General features: G+C 39.8%; 12 protein-coding genes. All 12 read left to right on the forward strand.

What is annotated here, in order from left to right; all coding sequences use genetic code 11:
- Window positions 1–4: 4 nt before the first annotated feature.
- Entirely contained in the window at window positions 5–1,384 is a 1,380-nt protein-coding gene (locus tag JF259_RS05140; protein WP_199114111.1) for a sugar porter family MFS transporter, read from the forward strand.
- 1 nt (window position 1,385) lies between these two features.
- Complete coding sequence (locus JF259_RS05145) at window positions 1,386–2,156, forward strand: SDR family NAD(P)-dependent oxidoreductase (RefSeq protein WP_199114113.1); 771 nt, start codon at window positions 1,386–1,388, stop codon at window positions 2,154–2,156.
- 164 nt (window positions 2,157–2,320) lie between these two features.
- Window positions 2,321–3,652 (forward strand): GH36-type glycosyl hydrolase domain-containing protein, encoded by a 1,332-nt coding sequence (locus JF259_RS05150; RefSeq protein WP_199114116.1) that lies wholly within the window; start codon window positions 2,321–2,323, stop codon window positions 3,650–3,652.
- Window positions 3,653–3,677: 25 nt separating this feature from the next.
- Window positions 3,678–6,332 (forward strand): hypothetical protein, encoded by a 2,655-nt coding sequence (locus JF259_RS05155; RefSeq protein WP_199114118.1) that lies wholly within the window; start codon window positions 3,678–3,680, stop codon window positions 6,330–6,332.
- A gap of 46 nt (window positions 6,333–6,378) precedes the next feature.
- A complete protein-coding gene (locus JF259_RS05160) occupies window positions 6,379–7,569 on the forward strand; it encodes an ABC transporter substrate-binding protein (protein WP_199114120.1) in 1,191 nt (396 codons plus the stop codon).
- Between the two features lie 22 nt (window positions 7,570–7,591).
- Window positions 7,592–8,650 (forward strand): lactonase family protein, encoded by a 1,059-nt coding sequence (locus JF259_RS05165; protein WP_199114122.1) that lies wholly within the window; start codon window positions 7,592–7,594, stop codon window positions 8,648–8,650.
- 91 nt (window positions 8,651–8,741) lie between these two features.
- A complete protein-coding gene (locus JF259_RS05170) occupies window positions 8,742–9,161 on the forward strand; it encodes a hypothetical protein (protein ID WP_199114124.1) in 420 nt (139 codons plus the stop codon).
- 132 nt (window positions 9,162–9,293) lie between these two features.
- Window positions 9,294–11,984 (forward strand): glycoside hydrolase family 2 protein, encoded by a 2,691-nt coding sequence (locus JF259_RS05175; RefSeq protein ID WP_199114126.1) that lies wholly within the window; start codon window positions 9,294–9,296, stop codon window positions 11,982–11,984.
- Between the two features lie 473 nt (window positions 11,985–12,457).
- Window positions 12,458–14,830 (forward strand): PSD1 and planctomycete cytochrome C domain-containing protein, encoded by a 2,373-nt coding sequence (locus JF259_RS05180; RefSeq protein WP_199114128.1) that lies wholly within the window; start codon window positions 12,458–12,460, stop codon window positions 14,828–14,830.
- Window positions 14,831–14,834: 4 nt separating this feature from the next.
- Entirely contained in the window at window positions 14,835–16,298 is a 1,464-nt protein-coding gene (locus tag JF259_RS05185; protein WP_199114130.1) for a DUF1501 domain-containing protein, read from the forward strand.
- Window positions 16,299–16,377: 79 nt separating this feature from the next.
- Entirely contained in the window at window positions 16,378–17,778 is a 1,401-nt protein-coding gene (locus JF259_RS05190; protein ID WP_199114132.1) for a c-type cytochrome domain-containing protein, read from the forward strand.
- A 240-nt stretch (window positions 17,779–18,018) separates the two neighbouring features.
- Entirely contained in the window at window positions 18,019–19,116 is a 1,098-nt protein-coding gene (locus JF259_RS05195) for an endonuclease/exonuclease/phosphatase family protein (protein WP_199114134.1), read from the forward strand.
- Window positions 19,117–19,118: the final 2 nt, after the last annotated feature.

A 19,118-nucleotide genomic window follows, 5' to 3' on the forward strand; every position in this document is an offset into this window, starting at 1 on the left:
CTCTATGAATAAAAGCATTGTTTACAAATTAGCATTTATAGCATCCCTAGGCGGTTTTTTATTTGGTTTTGATACAGCAGTTATATCCGGAACCATTAGTCTGGTACGGGACCAATTTAGTTTAAATGCTGTGATGGAAGGCTGGTATGTGAGCAGTGCTTTGGTAGGTACAATTACAGGTACCTTACTTGCCGGTATTTTGGGCGATAAATATGGCAGGAAGGAAATACTTATTGTATCGGCTATTTTATTTGGGGTTTCAGCTTTTGGCTGTATGATGTCCCAAAGTTTTCAAGCGCTTATTGTCTATCGCCTACTAGGGGGTATAGGTGTTGGTTTGGCTTCTATTTTATCGCCACTTTACATTTCTGAGATTGCGCCGGCAAAAATCAGGGGAAGTCTCGTTTCGCTTTATCAATTCGCAATCACCTTTGGGATATTAGTGGCCTATTTTACCAATGCATGGTTTTTGGGAATAAGTGAATCCAATGTTTTTATAAATTCTAACGGTGCCATTCAAAACATATTTATAAGTGAGGTATGGCGCATTATGTTGGGGAGTGAGACCATACCGGCTTTATTGTTTTTGGTCTTGTTGCTCATAATACCTAAAAGTCCAAGATGGTATTTGGGTAGAAATAAAGTTGATAAGGCCGAACGTATTTTGATAAGAATTGTTGGTGAAAAAGAAGCCAAACAGGAATTGGCGATATACAAAAGCAATATAAAAAGCATTGCTATAAATTTTAGGTCAATTCTTAAAGGAGGATTTAAAACAGCCTTGATGGTTGGTGTTATCCTGGCTGTTTCTACACAACTTTGCGGTATAAATGCAGTAATTTATTATGGGCCAAGATTGTTGGAGGAGACCGGTTTGCAATTGGGAGATGCCCTTGGAGGCCAGGTTATTATAGGTATAGTAAATGTGCTCTTTACTATAATAGCAATATGGAAAATAGACAAGTTTGGTCGAAAGAAACTACTCGTTTACGGTATATCAGGCATCATTTTGTCATTAGTTATTATAGGTCTGTTGTTTTATATGGAGGTCGATAATCCGTACTTGCTCATTGGATTTATTTTAATTTTCGTAGCTTGTTTTGCGTTTTCTTTTGGGCCTGTTATTTGGGTGTTATTATCTGAAATATATCCCACAAACATAAGGGGGTTTGCTATGTCCATAGCAACTTTTGCGCTTTGGATAGGCGCAACAGGTATTGGACAACTCGTACCGTGGCTTTTAGAAAACCTAAAGCCATATGGGACATTTTGGCTCTTTGCGCTTTTAACTTTGCCATCCATATATTTAGTTATAAAAATATTGCCTGAAACCAAAGGAAAAACCCTAGAGGAAATTGAACATTACTGGTTAAACAAGAAATAGTATGTCTAGATTAAATGAAAAAGTGGCCATAATAACCGGAGCAGCCGATGGCATAGGTCTTGCCATTTGCAAGGCTTTTGCTAAAGAAGGGGCAACTGTTATCATGGCCGATGTTAATGCCGAGAAATGCAAAGAAGAAGCAAATAATCTTTTAGAAGAGGGCTTCACGGTGTTACCGCTATTTTGCGATGTAGGCAAAACAGAATCGGTGAAAGCGGTTGTAGACCATTGTATACAAGCCTATGGAAAAATAGATGTGTTGGTAAATAATGCAGCTGTCGCCATACCGGGACGCATTACGGAAATGCCCGAAGAAGATTGGGACCGGCTTATGAACATAAACCTCAAAGGGGTATTTCGATGTATAAAGGCCTGTTTGCCCCATATGCTCTCTGCTGAAAAGGGAAGTATCATCAACCTGTCATCCACGCAGGCACACAGAAGTTGGGACGACTGGACGGCTTATGCGGCAGCCAAAGGTGCCATATTATCCATGACCAATCAACTGGCAGGTCAATTTGGAAACAAAAACATTCGGTTTAACAGTATCTCTCCCGGACCGATAATGACCCCGATGTTAGTTGAAAGAGTGGAAAATGAAGGACAGGAGTTTTTAAAGGCCTCCGAAAAGCAAGCAGCGATGCAACGATGTGGTAAACCCGAAGAGGTAGCCATGACCGCTGTGTTTTTGGCTTCAGACGAAGCACGTTTTATCACGGGAGATGATATTAAAATAGATGGGGGGCTGTGTACACTTCCGAGATATTTTTAAAAAAGTAGAATTCTCAGGCAGTTTGTTCTGTTCTTGTTTTGAAGTATGTCGGATTTGTCTAATAGATTATTGATTGAGAAATATTTAACAGTTGAATTAGATTCTGTTGATAAGCATTACAATTAAAAAAATTAAGGAATAGGTAAATAATTAAATCTTAAGTTATGAATCAAATTTGTTTAGGTAAAAGAAACTTACTGGTACTGATTGCAATCGCGTTACTATTTGTAAGTTGTGGAGAAAAGAAAAAGGGGCAAGATATAGAGTTGGCCCAAAAAATACTTGCAGACAAGAGGTTGGATATGGTATTGGAAATGGCAGAAAAAACCTTAAAACCTGAAAGCGGTCAATTTAAGGCGGGTAGCAACTATCCAGAGACCTGGATAAGGGACTTTGCAACATTTATTGAGGTAGCACTTCAAGTTAATTCGAAAGAAGCAATCAAAGACAGACTGCTGTTGTTCTTTGATTTTCAAGGCGAGGATGGCAATATTGTAGATGGATATACGGAACTGGAAAATGAAGCCGGATACGATTATATCTACTCCAAAACAGCACCAGATTATAAAGCCCACAAAAATACTGTGGAAACAGATCAGGAATCCTCATTAATCTTGGCCATTGCCCGATATATTAGGGCTACTGGAGATAAGAGTATTCTATTAGAGGAGAAGAATGGAAAAACAGTCCTGGAACGTTGTGAAATGGCTCTTAATTTTTTGAAGAAAAACATGTTTTCAGAAAAATACGGATTGATATATGGAGCGACAACTATCGACTGGACAGATGTTCAACCAGAAACCCCGTGGGGTGTTTTTACTACGGAAGACACACACTGGTGTGTTGATGTTTACGACAATGCGTTATACATACTTGCTATTAACGAATATTTAGAGTGGACAAAAGAAGATAAAGTGAAGTATGACTTTTGGAGCAAAGAAAAAAAATCGGTTGCCGAAAATGTAAAAAAGTACTTGTGGGACGAAAAAAACCAAAAGTTTATCCCTCACGTTTATTTGAAGGACTCTCCTTTTTCCGGATTTAATGAAGATGAAATATTTTATTTAGGAGGAACGGTATATGCAATCATGGCAGGAATCTTAAATGAACAAGAAATAGAAGCTTCTTACAATAAAATGCTGGAGATGAAAAAAGCTTCCGGCTCTATGACCATCGCTGTTATTAATTGGCCCCCTTATCCGGAAGGAAGCTTTGCTAATCCTATGGCTCAACCGTTTCTATATGTTAATGCTGCCGATTGGACCTGGTGGGGAGGACGAACCATTGAAGCCATGATAAAAACTGGGCATCTGGATTTAGCGTATCAGGAAATAAGTCCTTTTCTCGACAGGGTGATAAAGAATAAAGGATTTTATGAGTGGTATTCAGTTAAGGACCATCAGCCACATGGTTCCAATACGTTTCTTGGAGCTGCCGGGGCATTGGGAAAGACGATTGCATTAATGAAAAAAGCTGCAATGGATGAAATGAAGTAATTCATGCCTTTAACACAAAAATCAGATGTGCAATAAAAATCTAGCGGAAATAAGTAACAGAACAGAAAGAAAGACAGAAGTGGGATCCAGACATAAATACCTATATTTAGTAACGCTATTTTTGATTTCGGGAATGCAATTATCAGCCCAAGATCTCATACAAAATGGCGATTTCGAGTATCCGATTACCGATAAGCTCTCCATGGAAGTACAGGGAGCTAACGCCATTCCAGGGTGGATTTCGGAGACGCCGCTTTTAATGGTCAACCATTTACGGTTATTTCCATATTCTAATTACCAGTCTATACTTTTACAACATGCTCCAGAACAGGAGCCTTATATAAGGCAAGAGTTTGTTTCTAAAGAAGCAGGAACAGTTGCCATTTCTTTTGCATTGGCAGCTTCGCGAATGGAGAACGGAAGGCTTAGGGTACTTGTAGATGGCAACCCCGTTGGAAGATGGTATTATTCCGATTTTTGGACACAGGACAACACCATACTCACCGACCATATGGACTGGAGAGTGATCAATGTCCCGCAATTTTATCTGGAAGCAGGAAAGCATACACTTGAATTCAAAATGGATGCTTGTGAAATCGTTTCCGATAACCAGGGCGATAAGCGGGACATGATAGAAGGCTTTTTGTTAGACGATGTGAAACTCACACTGGAACCTGAAAAACAATATACGGGCATTCCTTTGTTAGACTCGCTTGCAGGGCAATGGGTCGAGACAAAAACATTAACAGGTTACCCGGCTCTGTCTAATTTTTTGGGATCTGTTAAGTCTTCCAAATGCCTGGGGGCATTCCGTACAGATTTTCTTTATGGGGAAGGCCTTGTTCATCCAGCCGGTACATTTAAGGTGAGAGATTCTGTAGTTTTTAGTCAGCAATCAAAGTGGTTTCCTTATCAAATCATCAATAGATCGAACCATCAAGGCGTGGAATATACCTCTACCATGCGCTTGATAGTTGGAAAAAGTGCTGTGTTGATGGATGTGTCATTGAAAAATAAAGGTGAAGTGGAGATTGATTTTCCTTTAACTATGGATCTTGTTGAGGGCGTTTTAGGAACAACCAATCAGATCAATCCGGTGATTACAAAGGGAACCAATAACTACGCTTACGCATTCGCCAATAATGAACCCGTCGCGATCAGGACAGTTCAAAAAAGAACCGAGGTTGCTTGGGAAATAAAACTGAAACCTGGAGAACAAAAGCATATTTCCTATGTAGTTTATATGGATGATGATAGTCAAAGGGCAAAGTCAAAGGCAAAGCAGATTGCCAATAGTTTTGATACTTCCTTTAAGCAAGTTAAAACGGACTGGGAAAACCAGTGGCATGATGTGTTTACCCCTGGCAATAAAAGTTATTCGGGCCATCTGCCAATCTTTGAAACCACAGATAAAAACCTTTATGAGATATATTACTTATCCATTGCCAGTATGCTTCAGTGTCAGTTCAATAATGTCTATCCAACACTAGATACCGTATTTGCAACAAACAATGAGTGGGCACGCTCTGTAGGCTATTTTTGGGAAATGGGGCAGTTTGCCGATATATATGCATTACTTGAACCCAAAGGGATGAAACAGGAAATACTTATGTGGTTTAATTTGAATGTCGACCATGGCAATGCCCTTAATTATAGGAATGGTCAAATAGCAGGCCATTGGTATGCCGTGAACAACTATCAGATATTCAAGGCAATTGATAGTTATATCCGAATAAATCAAGATTTCAATTTCCTTAAAGAAAAGCATAATGGTAAGACCGTAATGGAGCATTTATATGGTCATGCCACGGCATGGGAGAAGCGCTTTAACTCCGAATATGGCCTGGCAGATTATGGAGATAATCCCTGGTCGTTTTTTGAGACCAACCCCGATTATATCCATTTAGTGCCGGCCATGAATGCCCAAAACGTGTGGATGCTCCGGCAGATGGCAGCGTATAATGAACACTATGGCGATGGAAAACGTGCTGTAGACCTAAGAGATAAGGCTGCAAAGCTCGCAGAAGCGGTAAAATCGCTCTATGTGCCCGGAGAAGGGGTATGGAAAGTCAAATATCCTAACGGTCATACCATTGTTAGCCGACATAGTTATGACTTTTTTACGATAGGAAAAACAATGACCGAAGATCTTTCACTAAGTATGAAGCAAGAGATGGTAACCTTCGTCGAAGACGAACTGCTTTCTACTTCCAATTTTATGCGAGCCATGTCGTTAAAAGATCATGCCGCGCTCAATTCCGACCGTTCAGATCATGGGCCTGTGGGCTGTTATATTGGTTGGCCGCCTATGACCATACAAGCTATTGCCAAATTTGGGGAGTTTAGAAAAGCCAGAAACCTAATGAGTAACTTTAGGGACGCTTTTGTTGAATCTGGTATGGGGCAGGCTATTGAGTTTTTAACACCAATTGGATCTAGTGAGCGTATTAATCGTATTGGTGATCGTGCCGGTGCGTCCTTCCTAATTGTTGGAGCCAATTTTGCGAATGCCATAATTGATGGATTAATGGGCTATATGCCAGAAATAGACGGGGAGTTTAAGCCTTATATGTCAGATTCACAGCGATTTTTCAAGGCAAGCCTTAAGAATGTTAGATATGGAAATAAAAGTTATGAATTCAAGACTTCAAGTACTGGTGTGAATATAGTCAACCCGTAAAAACAAAAACTACAGATGTATGGGGTTGAAGTTCCAATAGAAAATAATGAATACAAATAAAGCATCAAATATAATTGAATTAAAAGGCATAGCCTGGGACCATCCTAGAGGATATGAACCCCTTCGAGCCACCTCCAAGGAATTTTCGACATTACATCCAGAAGTAAGCATAGCATGGGATATTCGATCCCTAAAGGAATTTGGGGACACACCAATTGAAGATTTAATAGATACATACGATCTCATTACAATAGATCACCCCTATATGGGACAAGCGCATGTCGATCAACTATTATTACCATTGGAAGGAAGCTTGTTAGATACATTTTTAAAGGCCTTAGAAACCCAATCGGTAGGCCCAAGTTTTAAGTCCTATTATTACAAAGGACATCTATATGCCCTACCAATAGATGCTGCAGCTTTGGTTGCGGCTGCCCGAGAAGATCTAATTACAAAAATACATGTAGAATTGCCCAAAACTAGGGCGGATCTGTTCAGATTTTATAAAAGAATACCAAAAGAATATAGCGTCGCATGGCCCTTATGTGCTACCGATTTGTGGTGCTCTTTCTTGAGCCTGTGTGCCCAGGATGCTGGAAGGAATTTTATAAAAAACGGCACCATTGATGAAAAAACAGGAATAAACGTTCTGGATGAATTAAAAAAGCATTTACAGTACTTACATCCAGAATCGATTAACTGGAATCCAATCCAGGTCTTGGATCATATGGCAAGCAGCGATCATATCATATATGCCCCTTTTGTGTTCGGTTATACTAATTACTCCAGAGAAGGATATGCAAAAAATAGGGTGTGTTTTGGCAATAGCCCAACAAACCCCAAAACCAATGTTTCAACAATTCTAGGAGGCGTGGGATTGGCAATCTCTTCCAAAAGCAGACATGCAAATTGGGCCGTGGCGTTCGCGTCTTATGTGGCAAATGCACAAACACAACAGGGAACCTATACTAATAATGGAGGCCAACCCGGTAATTTGGTAGCATGGCAAGACGAAAGCAATAATAGGCTTTGTCATCATTTTTTTAAGGACATCCTTAAAACAATGCAAAAGGCATACGTTCGCCCACAACACCCTGGTTGGAATCAATTTCAGGAACAGGGGGCAGAGCTATTGCACAAAGGCATACAATTGGGAACAGCATCCGAAAAGTTGGTCAAGGATTTAAACGAGCTGTATAGAGCCTTTAGAGGGGAAGGCAATAGAGGTACAGATTAATTTTAGACTTCAGTAAGGTAATATGGATGACTCACTATTTTATACAGGCAGTTACACACAAAAGGGTGCTCCGGCTCCAAAGCCTATTGGTAAAGGCATAGGTTGTTATAGGTTTAATCATAATGAAGGAACCATAGCGTTTTTGCGATCCACAGATCAACGTAACCCTAGTTATTTGACAGTTTCCAGAGACGGAAATTATTTGTTTGCTATAGAAGAACTGTTAGGAAATGAAAAACCCCGTGTTTGTTCCTATAAAATCGGGAGTCAAGGCAGCCTCTCACTAATCAATTATCAAGTACTTGCTGGAGATCATGCCTGTTATCTTGCCGAATGCGGAAATACATTGGTGGTGGCCAATTATACATCAGGGAATTGGCTCTCTTTTCCAATAATGAACGATGGTAGTTTGGGTAAGTGCCATCAGACCATACAACACCAAGGGAAGGGAACAGATAGGATAAGACAGGAAGGACCCCATGTTCATATGGTGTATCCCATAGATGATAACATTATGTATGCGGTCGATTTAGGAATCGATATGCTAAAAGCCTATAGACTTGATAACACAACCAATACTTGGAAGGCATTGGCAGGAGAAGATGTATATCTTGAAAAAGGAATGGGAGCACGGCATATGGTTATGGGCCCGAATAAAGATGTTATTTATGTTCTAGGGGAATTGTCTGGTGAGATTTCTGTTTTAGTAAGGCAATCCAACGGATTTTCCTCAGTTCAAAAAATAAGCCTATGTCCAGACGATTATAAAGGTGCATTTAGTGGGGCAGCGATACGAATTCACCCCAATGGCAATTTTTTATATGCGTCCAATAGGGGAGACGATTCCATTTCGGTATATGCAATCGATAAGGTCACAAGCCAACTTTCTCTAGTTGCTCATTATAATTCAGGAGACAAAACCCCAAGGGATTTCAATATTCACCCATCTGGAAAATGGTTGATCGTGGCCAATCAGGATTCGAATGCTTTGGTTGTTTTTAAACTAAACCCTAAAAATGGAAGATTAAGTTATCACATGGAAACTGTTGCAGAAACCCCGGTTAATATTTGTTGGTTATGAAAATGGTTTGGAGAATCACAATTAATGTTAGAAAAGTTAGGAATGAGCTTATAGCATTTCTTGGGAACCATATTTAATTAAAATAACATTGATGAAAACAATAGAAGCGTATAGAATAAAAGAAGAAGGGTACCATCCTTTTTTGATTCGAGAGGGTTGGCAAGTAGCCCAATTAAATTATGTTGACACATACGAAATTAAAAATATCGATAAACTGGACATCCATCATCATACCGATGAGGTCTTTATTTTATTAAAGGGGAAGGCTGTTTTAATTGGAGCGCGTTTTATTGAGAATAGTCCTGTGTTTGAAATGGAATTAATGAAACCAAACATTACTTATAATGTTCCACAAAATACCTGGCACAATATAGCCATGGAGGAGGGCAGTGAAGTAATCATTATTGAGAAGTCAAATACGCATTTAACCGACTTCGAATTCCATTATCTAACGGCAGAAGAAAGAGAGGCGTTGATAGAGCTGGTTACACAGTTGTTGAATGTGGTATAACCGAAAGTTGTATGTGTTGTAAAAATAGTAAACCTCAATTCAGATAGAAGTTATTAAAGACACAATATCTAAATGTATAGACATATAAACATTATATTTGTTTCAAATAGAAAAGCATTTAAAAAGCGAAAGATGAAACCAATCATTATGACGAAAAAGAACATTGTACTGCTATTTAGTATTCTTCAATTATCAATAGCATTTGCACAACAACCCATAGTATATACCAAAGCCGGTTATTTGGAAGTGCCGGATGCCGGACGCAATGTATTTGACTTTAATATAGGTTGGCGGTTTATAAAAGCCGATGTCACAGGAGCACAATCAGAAACCTTTGATGACTCATCCTGGTCACTGGTCAATTGTCCGCATGGTCTGGAGTTGGTCGGTTCAGAGGCCAGTGGCGGGGTTAATTATCAAGGGCCAGCATGGTACCGTAAACATTTTACGCCTTCAGACTCCCTCAAAAGAAAACAGTTGAAGTTACATTTTGAAGGTGTTATGGGAAAATGTAAGGTTTGGGTAAACGGGCAATTGGCAGGCGAACACTATGGAGGTTATCTTCCGTTTTCAGTCGATTTAAGTAAGGGATTAAAATATGGAAAAGAAAATGTCATTGCCGTATGGGCCGATAATTCGGACGATCCAGATTTTCCTCCAGGGAAACCACAAAGTACTCTGGATTTTAGTTATTTTGGAGGCATCTATCGCGATGTATGGCTGGTTTCAACCAACGATATATTTGTCACCAATGCCAACGACGAGAATATAGTAGCTGGTGGCGGTTTGTTGGTTCGGTATGAAAATATTTCCGAAAAAAGCGCTGATGTCTTATGCCGTGTACACATCAGAAACAACAATTCAAAATCCCAAGACCTAAAAGTTAAAGTACTTCTAAAGGATAAAAGCGGTAAAACGGTTTCAGTTAAAAGCCAGGATGTTAGTATTGGTGGCAATGATGATAAATCACTTTCCAGTAGGTTAAAAGTAGCTTCACCTTTATTATGGTCACCATGGTCGCCTTCATTATACCGATTAGAGCTTATTATTGAAAATGATAGGGGAGATGTGGTAGACGGCGTAGCCCAGCATATTGGCATCAGGAAACTGGAAATGAGAGGTAAGGACGGGTTCTGGTTGAATAACAAACCTTATCCAGGAAAGTTGATGGGGGTAAACCGTCACCAAGATTTCGCCTATGTGGGTAATGCACTTCCCAATAATGGCCAATGGCGCGATGCCGTGCTGCTAAAAAATGCGGGAACAGAAATTATACGGGCGGCACACTATCCAGTAGATCCTTCATTCATGGAAGCATGCGATGCACTGGGCATATTTTACATTGTGGCTACACCCGGTTGGCAATTCTGGAATGACAAACCCATTTTCGAACAACGTGTGTATAAAGATGTACGTAACATGGTGCGTCGTGACCGTAACCACCCCTGTGTGATCATGTGGGAACCCATATTGAACGAAACATGGTATCCGGATCGTTTTGCCAAAAACGTACACGATATTGTACATGAAGAATTGCCCGGTAATGGTGTATTTACAGCTTGTGACCAACAGGCTAAAGGACAAGAACATTTTGATGTGGTGTATTCCAATCCACATAAAGTTGCATTTTTTCATAATAACTTCCCCAATACAGAAGCGAACAGTAAACGCATACAGATCGATTACGAAAGTGAGGCGCGCTGTGTGTTTACCCGAGAGTTTGGAGATTGCCCCGATGATTGGAGTGCACATAATTCGCCGAGTCGTATTGCCCGTAATTGGGGGGAGCATGGACAGCTGGTACAGTTAAAGCACTACGAGAATCCCGATTTTGTATATCCCAGTTGGGAAGCCTTACATAAGGCACCCAAGCAACATATTGGAGGAGCGCTTTGGCATTCCTTTGACCATCAGCGTGGGTATCATCCAGATCCTTTTTATGGTGGTATAACCGATGTTTTTCGTCAGACTAAATATTCCTACCAGCTTTTTGAGAGTCAGCGTTCAAAAGACAACCCCATGATCTTTATCGCCCATGAGATGACTCCCATGTCTGAACCCGATGTAACGGTATTGACCAATTGTGATGAGGTAAGATTGATAGTATACGAAACCGATACACTTTATGCCAAACCCAATAAAGAACACATGAAGATGCCGCATCCGGTCATTCGGTTTAAAGATGTTTATGACTTTATGGATATGAAGGAACTGTATGGTCATGAGCAAGCTAATAAAGCCAGTCTGGTGGCCGAGGGATTGATAGATGGTAAGGTGGTAGTGAGGCACAAGCGCATGCCGTCCAAACGCGCAGAAAAGATTGTGTTAACATTACAGGATCAAGGGACGCCGTTAGTGGCCAATGGTTCCGATATTGCCGTGGTGGTGGCTTCGATCACTGATAAGGACGGTATTGTAAAACGCCTTAGTAATGCAGACATGCGCTTCGAAATTGAAGGAGAAGGGGAACTTATTGGTAATGTTGAAAACGGTGGAAATCCCAGACGGGTTGAATGGGGTAATGCCCCTATTTTAGTACGGTCATCCATAACACCCGGTAAGATAACAATAAGGGCATTCCTTACTAAGGAAGGGGTAAATTGTCCAGCAAGTGGTGTTTTGGAAATTGAATCCATCGCTTCAAGCAATGCTTTCGTTTTTGATGAAGTAAGTGAAAGTTCCTATGGATATAAGGGAAGTAGCGAGATAAAGACACAGTCCCTATCAGATCAGGAAAAGAAAATCAAAGAGCTGGAGAAAGAGTTGATTCAACTCCGTCTTAAAGAAGTAGAGCGTCAGCAGGATACTTTTCAGGGGAAGTAGAACCAGATTTTGTAATGAAATATTACAAGTTAGACCAGAATTGGAGTGTGGGGTGTTTGAATGTCAATGCCATGCGTTGTTATGTTTTGTGTTGTACAGGAATAATGTATAGAATCACGGTCAAAAAAAAATAGTAAAACACATTATGTTTATATGTTTAAACATAAAAAATATTATATTTGCTCTTAAAGGCAAAATGCTCATATTAAATGTTTTAGAATAAGAATTGTTGACGCATGAAACGAACATTAACAAAATTTAAGCATTTTTTCACAAAAGGAAATGTTTAAAATTTTTAATGAGAGAACGAGTGTAAGGCGTGGTTGCACACGTTCTTAATTTTATAATTACAATAAAATCAATTAATTACTAAAATTTAAACGTGTGAAATGAGCCATAACAAATCTTGATATTCACCGAGATGATTATTGGCGAATTACATCTGACCCATGAAAAGCAATAAATATAAACAGATGAAAAATGAAAAGAAATTTAGTACAGAAGGTTTGTTAGTATGTTTTATAACACCTCTCATTTTACTTTTAATTATTAAGTATGCCATTCAGAAATCTGAAATGGGGTATGTTTCGTTAGGCAATCCGATAATGAATATGAATGGGGAGGTAGGGCATTCGCAGGCCAAATTGCCCGATACCATCGATTTTATTTTTCATGTAAAGCCTATTCTGTCAGATCGTTGTTATTTATGTCATGGACCGGATGAAGGGACAAGAGAGGGAGGATTGCGTTTAGATACGCAAGAAGGAGCCTATGCCGCCATAGGTGAACACTTGGATAGACATGCCATTGTGCCCGGAAGCCCTGAGAAAAGTGCAATGATTTCGCGTATTAATGAAACAGATCAGGAAAAAGTGATGCCTCCTAAAGATTCAAACCTGATGCTAACAGATACCGAAAAACAAATATTGGCCAAGTGGGTAAAGCAAGGCGCTAAATGGAAAGCGCATTGGGCTTTCATTGCCCCGGTAAAGAAACCGGTCCCACACATAACCGATGCGGATTGGCAGCGTAATGAAATTGATTTTTTTATAGCTAAACGTTTGGAACAGGAAGGGTTAAAACCTTCGCCGCAGGAAGGAAAAGAAAAGCTGATTAGAAAGTTATATTTTGATCTTACCGGATTGCCGCCATCACCAGAAAATATCGATGCCTTTCTAGCGGATTCAGACCCGAATGCCTATGAAAAAGTGGTCGATAAACTATTGGCTTCCCCAGCTTATGGAGAGCGTATGGCAGCAGATTGGCTTGATATTGCCCGCTACGCCGATACGCATGGGTACCAGGACGATCTGGAACGTATTATGTGGCCATGGCGCGATTGGGTAATTAGTGCTTTTAACAGAAACATGCCCTTCGATAAGTTCATAACTTGGCAATTGGCAGGTGATTTACTGCCCGATGCGAGTTTAGAACAAATCGTTGCCACAGGGTTTAACAGAAATCATAAAATTACACAGGAGGGTGGTGTAATTGATGAAGAATACCGCGTAGAGTATGTAATGGACAGAACCAGCACTACGGCTAAAACATTGCTGGGTTTAACCATGGAATGTGCACGTTGCCATGATCATAAATACGATCCCATTTCTCAAAAGGAATTCTATGGTTTCTATGGCTTTTTCAATAAAGTAAAAGAAAGGGGACAGATTAACTTTGGAGAAATACCCGAACCCAATATAAGCATAACACAGAAAGAGATAGCAGAAAGTTTGGCCTTTGTAAACATGCCCGATTCCATAAAAGAGGTAAAGTTAATGGTAATGAAAGATGATGCAGCTAACCGTAAGACCTTTGTCTTAAACAGGGGACAATACGATGCTCCAAAGGAGGAAGTTGCACCTAGTACCCCAACAAGTATTTTACCATTTCCTGAGACCTACGCCAATAACCGACTAGGACTGGCCAAGTGGTTTTTCGATGAAACGAACCCTTTAACAGCGCGAGTTGCAGTAAATAGAATGTGGCAGCAAGTATTTGGAGTGGGCCTCGTGTCGACTTCCGATGATTTTGGGAACCAGGGCGCTTTGCCTTCCCATCCCGAACTTTTGGACTGGTTGGCCGTTACTTTTAGGGAAGAAGGATGGGATATGAAAAAAATGTACAAGCGTATGGTCATGTCGAGTACCTACCGCCAGACCTCTAAAGTGAGTTTGGAACTATTAGAGGCAGATCCCGATAATGTGTTGTTGGCCCGAAGTACCCGAAGCAGGCTTACAGCAGAAATGATACGTGACAATGCTTTGGCAGTAAGTGGGTTATTGGTCAATAAGCTTGGTGGTCCCAGTGTAAAACCTTATCAGCCCGAGGGCTTATGGGCAGAGACTTCATCGGGGGTACAGGGGCAGCTTATCAAGTATAAGCCCGATAAAGGAGAAAATAAGTACCGAAGAAGTTTATATACATTTTGGAAACGCACAATACCACCACCGTCCATGGCTATATTTGATGCGCCTACTAGGGATTTTTGTGAAGTAAAGCGTCAAAAAACCAGTACGCCCTTACAGGCATTGGTCATGATGAATGACCCGCAGTTAATGGAAGCATCAGAAACGTTGGCGCGCAGTATATTAAAAGACACCCAGACACCTGAAGAGGAACGCATAAAATATATTTTCAGGAAAATAACGTCTCGTTACCCTGATGAAAAAGAAGTAGAAACACTTAGAGGCTACATTAGTAAAGTAAAGCGTAACGACGAAGGCTCCAGCCATAGTAATATAGATTCACAAAAACAAGGATCAACCATGTCTTCAGAAGACTTAAAGGCTTACACTACAATGATAAGCTTAATTTTCAATTTAGACGAATCAATGATCAAAGGATAGTAATATGGATGAATTCACGCAACATTTAATCAATAACAACAGACGTCATTTCCTAAAGAAATTAGGAGTAGGTATTGGCGGGTTGGCAGTAGCCTCCATGGTCGATCCTTTTTCTATTATTGATGGGAAAAATAATTTTGCTCAAAACATATTGCCTGTTAACTCACTTCATTTTGCTCCCAAGGCAAAACGTGTGATTTACCTTTTTCAAAGTGGAGGGCCTTCACAGTTAGAACTTTTTGATTATAAACCATTGCTTAATAAAATGAGAGGTGAGGATCTTCCGGATTCGGTCAGGCAAGGACAAAGATTAACAGGAATGACATCGGGGCAGGAGCGTTTTCCTTTGGTAGGCAGTAATTTTAAATTCGATCAGTATGGAGAATCCCGAGCTTGGGTAAGTGAGTTAATGCCTTATACCGCAAAGATAGTGGACGAATTATGTTTTATAAAATCGGTACATACCGAAGCTATTAATCACGATCCGGCAATTACCTTTTTTCAAACCGGTTCGCAGCAAGCAGGCAGGCCCAGTATAGGCTCTTGGTTTAGTTACGGATTAGGAAGTTTAAATGAGAACCTGCCAACATTCACCGTGCTTTTGTCTAGGGGAACGGGACGGCCGGTTTCCCAGCCATTGTATTCCAGGCTTTGGGGCAATGGATTTTTAAATTCCCTGCACCAGGGCGTACAGTTTAGATCGGGTAAAGATCCCGTGCTGTATCTCAAAAACCCTGAAAACATTACCAGAAAAGATCGACGTTTAATTCTGGATCATATTAGTGAACTCAATCTTAAACAAGAGGCGGAATTTGGCGATCCCGAGATTAGGAGCAGGGTGGCTCAGTACGAAATGGCCTATCGTATGCAAACCTCGGTGCCAGAAACCATGGATGTGGCAAGCGAGCCCGAACATATAATAAATATGTATGGAGAAGATGCCAAAACGCCGGGAACCTATGCAGCAAACTGTTTATTAGCCAGAAGACTTGCAGAAAGAGATGTGCGGTTTATTCAGTTATATCATATGGGATGGGATCAGCATGAACACTTGCCGGCTCAAATTGAAAAGCAATCTAAAGATATAGATCAGGCAACAGCAGCATTGATACAGGATTTGAAACAAAGAGGCTTGCTTGAAGATACGTTGGTCATTTGGGGAGGGGAGTTCGGGCGAACCAATTATTGTCAAGGGAAGCTAACAGGGACTAATTACGGACGTGATCACCACCCTAAATGCTTTACGATGTTTATGGCCGGAGGTGGTGTTAAACCGGGGTTTTCCTATGGTCAAACAGACGAATTCGGATATAATATTACACAGGATCCCGTACATGTGCACGATATACAAGCCACCATCATGCATCTAATGGGAATAGATCATACTAAATTAACCTATAAGCACCAAGGACGTCGATTCCGCTTAACGGATATTGGAGGACATGTGGTACATGATATTTTAACTTAAATGATCGCATAGAATAGCCGATTGGGTGGCTGTATTGGTATTAAAAGCTCAAATAATATGGAGCTCAAACAATGAGTAAATGAGACACAGACATAGTAAATATTATATTATTGGGGTGGTGTTATTAACATTACTGATTTTATTACTGCTTAGTGTCGATATGGCCCCCCGGGTTATATTAACATTAGGACGTTTACATCCTTTAATTTTGCATTTGCCAATTGGAGCCCTTATTGTAACTTTTTTTCTTGATATTTTGGGACGTGTAAAGGGGAACTATCCTAAAGTAATTATTATTTATGCATTGGGCTTTTCATCTGTTTTTTCAATTATAGCCTGTGTTTTTGGTTACATTTTGTCCTTGGAAGGCGGGTATTCAGAGCAAACCTTAAAACTCCATTTGTGGATGGGGATCCTTACAACCGTTTTAACAACCGTGTTATTTGTTTTAAGTTTTGTAAAGAGTAAAAAAGCAAAAGTGATTTTTGTGCCTTTTTTTATACTAACCATTTGTTCTATTAGTATAGCAGGGCATTATGGAAGCGTATTGACCCATGGATCGGATTTTTTAACCGAATTTATAAAGGCTCCAGAGCCGGTTAAACCAATAACCCACGTAGATAGTCTTCGGTTGTATGATGATGTCGTCTTTAAAATTTTTGATGCTAAATGCATACAATGCCATAATTCGACAAAACGAAAAGGAGGACTATCTTTAAGTTCGAAGGAAAGTTTGTTTTCTGGAGGGGATTCCGGAAAGGCAATCATAAAGCAAAATGCTAAGGAAAGCTTGCTGTATGAGCTTTGTATACTGCCCATATCAGACGATAAGCATATGCCTCCGGAAGGGAAGCCCCAATTGACTAAAAAGGAACTGTGGTTGGTTGAATACTGGATTAACCAGGATGATAATACGAACCATAGAGTCGCTTCACTTCCTAAAAATGATACCTTGAGAACATTCCTTAAAGATTATCTTGTTATTGATAAAGTATTTATAGAAGAGGCTACTGCTGAAGCATTGAATGCCGTAATAGATAAAGGGTTTCTGGTTCGAAAGATCGCTCCTCAAGAAGCAGGATTGTGGGTGTCTTATAAGAATAAGGAGCTACCTAAGGATGGAATTAATAGCCTATCCGAGCTTAAAGACCAAATTGTAGAACTCGATTTGGGAAATACCAATTTGTCTGATGATATGACCGGCGTCCTGAAAAAAATGAAAAATATTGTCAAGTTAGACCTTAACGGCACTAAAATAACAGATAAAACATTGAACAGATTGGCAAAACTGGAACAACTAAGGGCAATTACGCTTTATAATACCAGTATTAGCAGTACTGGTCTAAAAAAACTATTGAGTTCCATAACTCCGGACCGGATCTATGCTTGGCAAACCGAAATAGACCAAACTACTGCCAGACACTTAGAGCGCAAATATAATATGTATGTTGATGTTGGTTTGTTTACGGACATTAAATAAAAAATTACAGGAGGATGACCTTAATATTTTTAATGAAGTTGTAATACAGTGGCGATTAACCAATGCATACAAATTGTAGACTGCCATTAAGCATAGTAACAAATGGTGCTCTGTTTTACACATATATTTGTGTTACCTATAGATTAAAAAAAGGGAGCAGGGCTTATTAATCAAGATAATTGATCTTGAATTTAAATAATCAGGGGATTTAAATACGAATATTAAAGAAAAAATTATAATATGGACAATCTAACTAAAAAGTTAAAAACATCGTTTATTTATATAATCGTTATAATAGTAAGCTACGGTTGTAATTCGCTAGGAAGTAAGAAAACTGAAGAACAACGGGAGCTGAGTTTAAATTCTGAAGCATCTGTTAGCATTGCATTTAAGGTTTTATCATTAAATATTTGGAAAGAAGAGGCCGAAGGTGCTTTTGAAGCACTGGTAGAAGTTATTTTACAGTCTCAAGCAGATATAATGATGTTTTGTGAGGTAAATAACGCCAAGGATTTTGGAGAACAGATGGTTGGTGCATTGAAAAACAAAGGAAAGACATACTATTATTTCGATTCAGGAATATCAACAATGGTGCTTTCCAAGTGGCCAATTAAGGATGGCTCTGAAACGATATCAAAAGCGGTGGGACAATTAATTACTAAGGCTATTGTTGATCTGGGAGAAAATAAAAGCCTAACGGTTTACGCAGCCCATTTAGATTATACCCACTATGCCTGCTATTTGCCAAGAGGTTATGATGGAAATTCCTGGAAGAAGCTGCCAGAGCCTATAGTTGATGTTAACTTAATATTACAAGAAAATTTGGCGTCGGTTCGTGATGAGGCCATTGATGTTTTTGTGAAGGATGCTAAGCAGGAGCAAGATAAAGGGAACATAATCCTTTTAGCTGGCGATTTTAACGAACCCTCGCATTTAGACTGGACAGAAGCGACCAAAAACCAATTCGACCATAATGGTGCCATAGTGCCGTGGCAGAATAGCTTAACATTACAGGAAAATGGCTATCTTGATGCCTACCGTGTAAAATATCCTAATCCTGTAACCCACCCAGGGTTCACCTGGCCAGCTTTTACTGCAGACGTAGAACTGTCTGAATTGTCATGGGCTAAGGAAGCCGATGAGAGGGATCGCATCGATTTTATTTATTATAACAAAAATGAGCGTTTGGTTTTGGAGGATGTTATTATAGTGGGGCCTTCTGAAAGTATTTTAAAAGGAGAAAGAATGGAAGAAGGGGCTTCAGATAAATTTTTGGAACCTATGGGCAAATGGCTTACGGATCATAAAGGAGTCTTGGCAACATTTAAAATTAAATAAGT

The sequence above is a fragment of the Snuella sedimenti genome, from assembly GCF_016428595.1.
Lineage (GTDB): Bacteria > Bacteroidota > Bacteroidia > Flavobacteriales > Flavobacteriaceae > Snuella > Snuella sedimenti.

Excerpts from the sequence above, each read along its gene's own strand:
- JF259_RS05150 (WP_199114116.1), top strand. The coding sequence starts at position 2,321 with ATGAATCAAATTTGTTTAGGTAAAAGAAACTTACTGGTACTGATTGCA.
- JF259_RS05145 (WP_199114113.1), top strand. The coding sequence starts at position 1,386 with ATGTCTAGATTAAATGAAAAAGTGGCCATAATAACCGGAGCAGCCGAT.
- JF259_RS05175 (WP_199114126.1), top strand. The coding sequence starts at position 9,294 with ATGAAACCAATCATTATGACGAAAAAGAACATTGTACTGCTATTTAGT.
- JF259_RS05165 (WP_199114122.1), top strand. The coding sequence starts at position 7,592 with ATGGATGACTCACTATTTTATACAGGCAGTTACACACAAAAGGGTGCT.
- JF259_RS05140 (WP_199114111.1), top strand. The coding sequence starts at position 5 with ATGAATAAAAGCATTGTTTACAAATTAGCATTTATAGCATCCCTAGGC.
- JF259_RS05155 (WP_199114118.1), top strand. The coding sequence starts at position 3,678 with ATGTGCAATAAAAATCTAGCGGAAATAAGTAACAGAACAGAAAGAAAG.
- JF259_RS05195 (WP_199114134.1), top strand. The coding sequence starts at position 18,019 with ATGGACAATCTAACTAAAAAGTTAAAAACATCGTTTATTTATATAATC.
- JF259_RS05160 (WP_199114120.1), top strand. The coding sequence starts at position 6,379 with ATGAATACAAATAAAGCATCAAATATAATTGAATTAAAAGGCATAGCC.
- JF259_RS05180 (WP_199114128.1), top strand. The coding sequence starts at position 12,458 with ATGAAAAATGAAAAGAAATTTAGTACAGAAGGTTTGTTAGTATGTTTT.
- JF259_RS05190 (WP_199114132.1), top strand. The coding sequence starts at position 16,378 with ATGAGACACAGACATAGTAAATATTATATTATTGGGGTGGTGTTATTA.
- JF259_RS05185 (WP_199114130.1), top strand. The coding sequence starts at position 14,835 with ATGGATGAATTCACGCAACATTTAATCAATAACAACAGACGTCATTTC.
- JF259_RS05170 (WP_199114124.1), top strand. The coding sequence starts at position 8,742 with ATGAAAACAATAGAAGCGTATAGAATAAAAGAAGAAGGGTACCATCCT.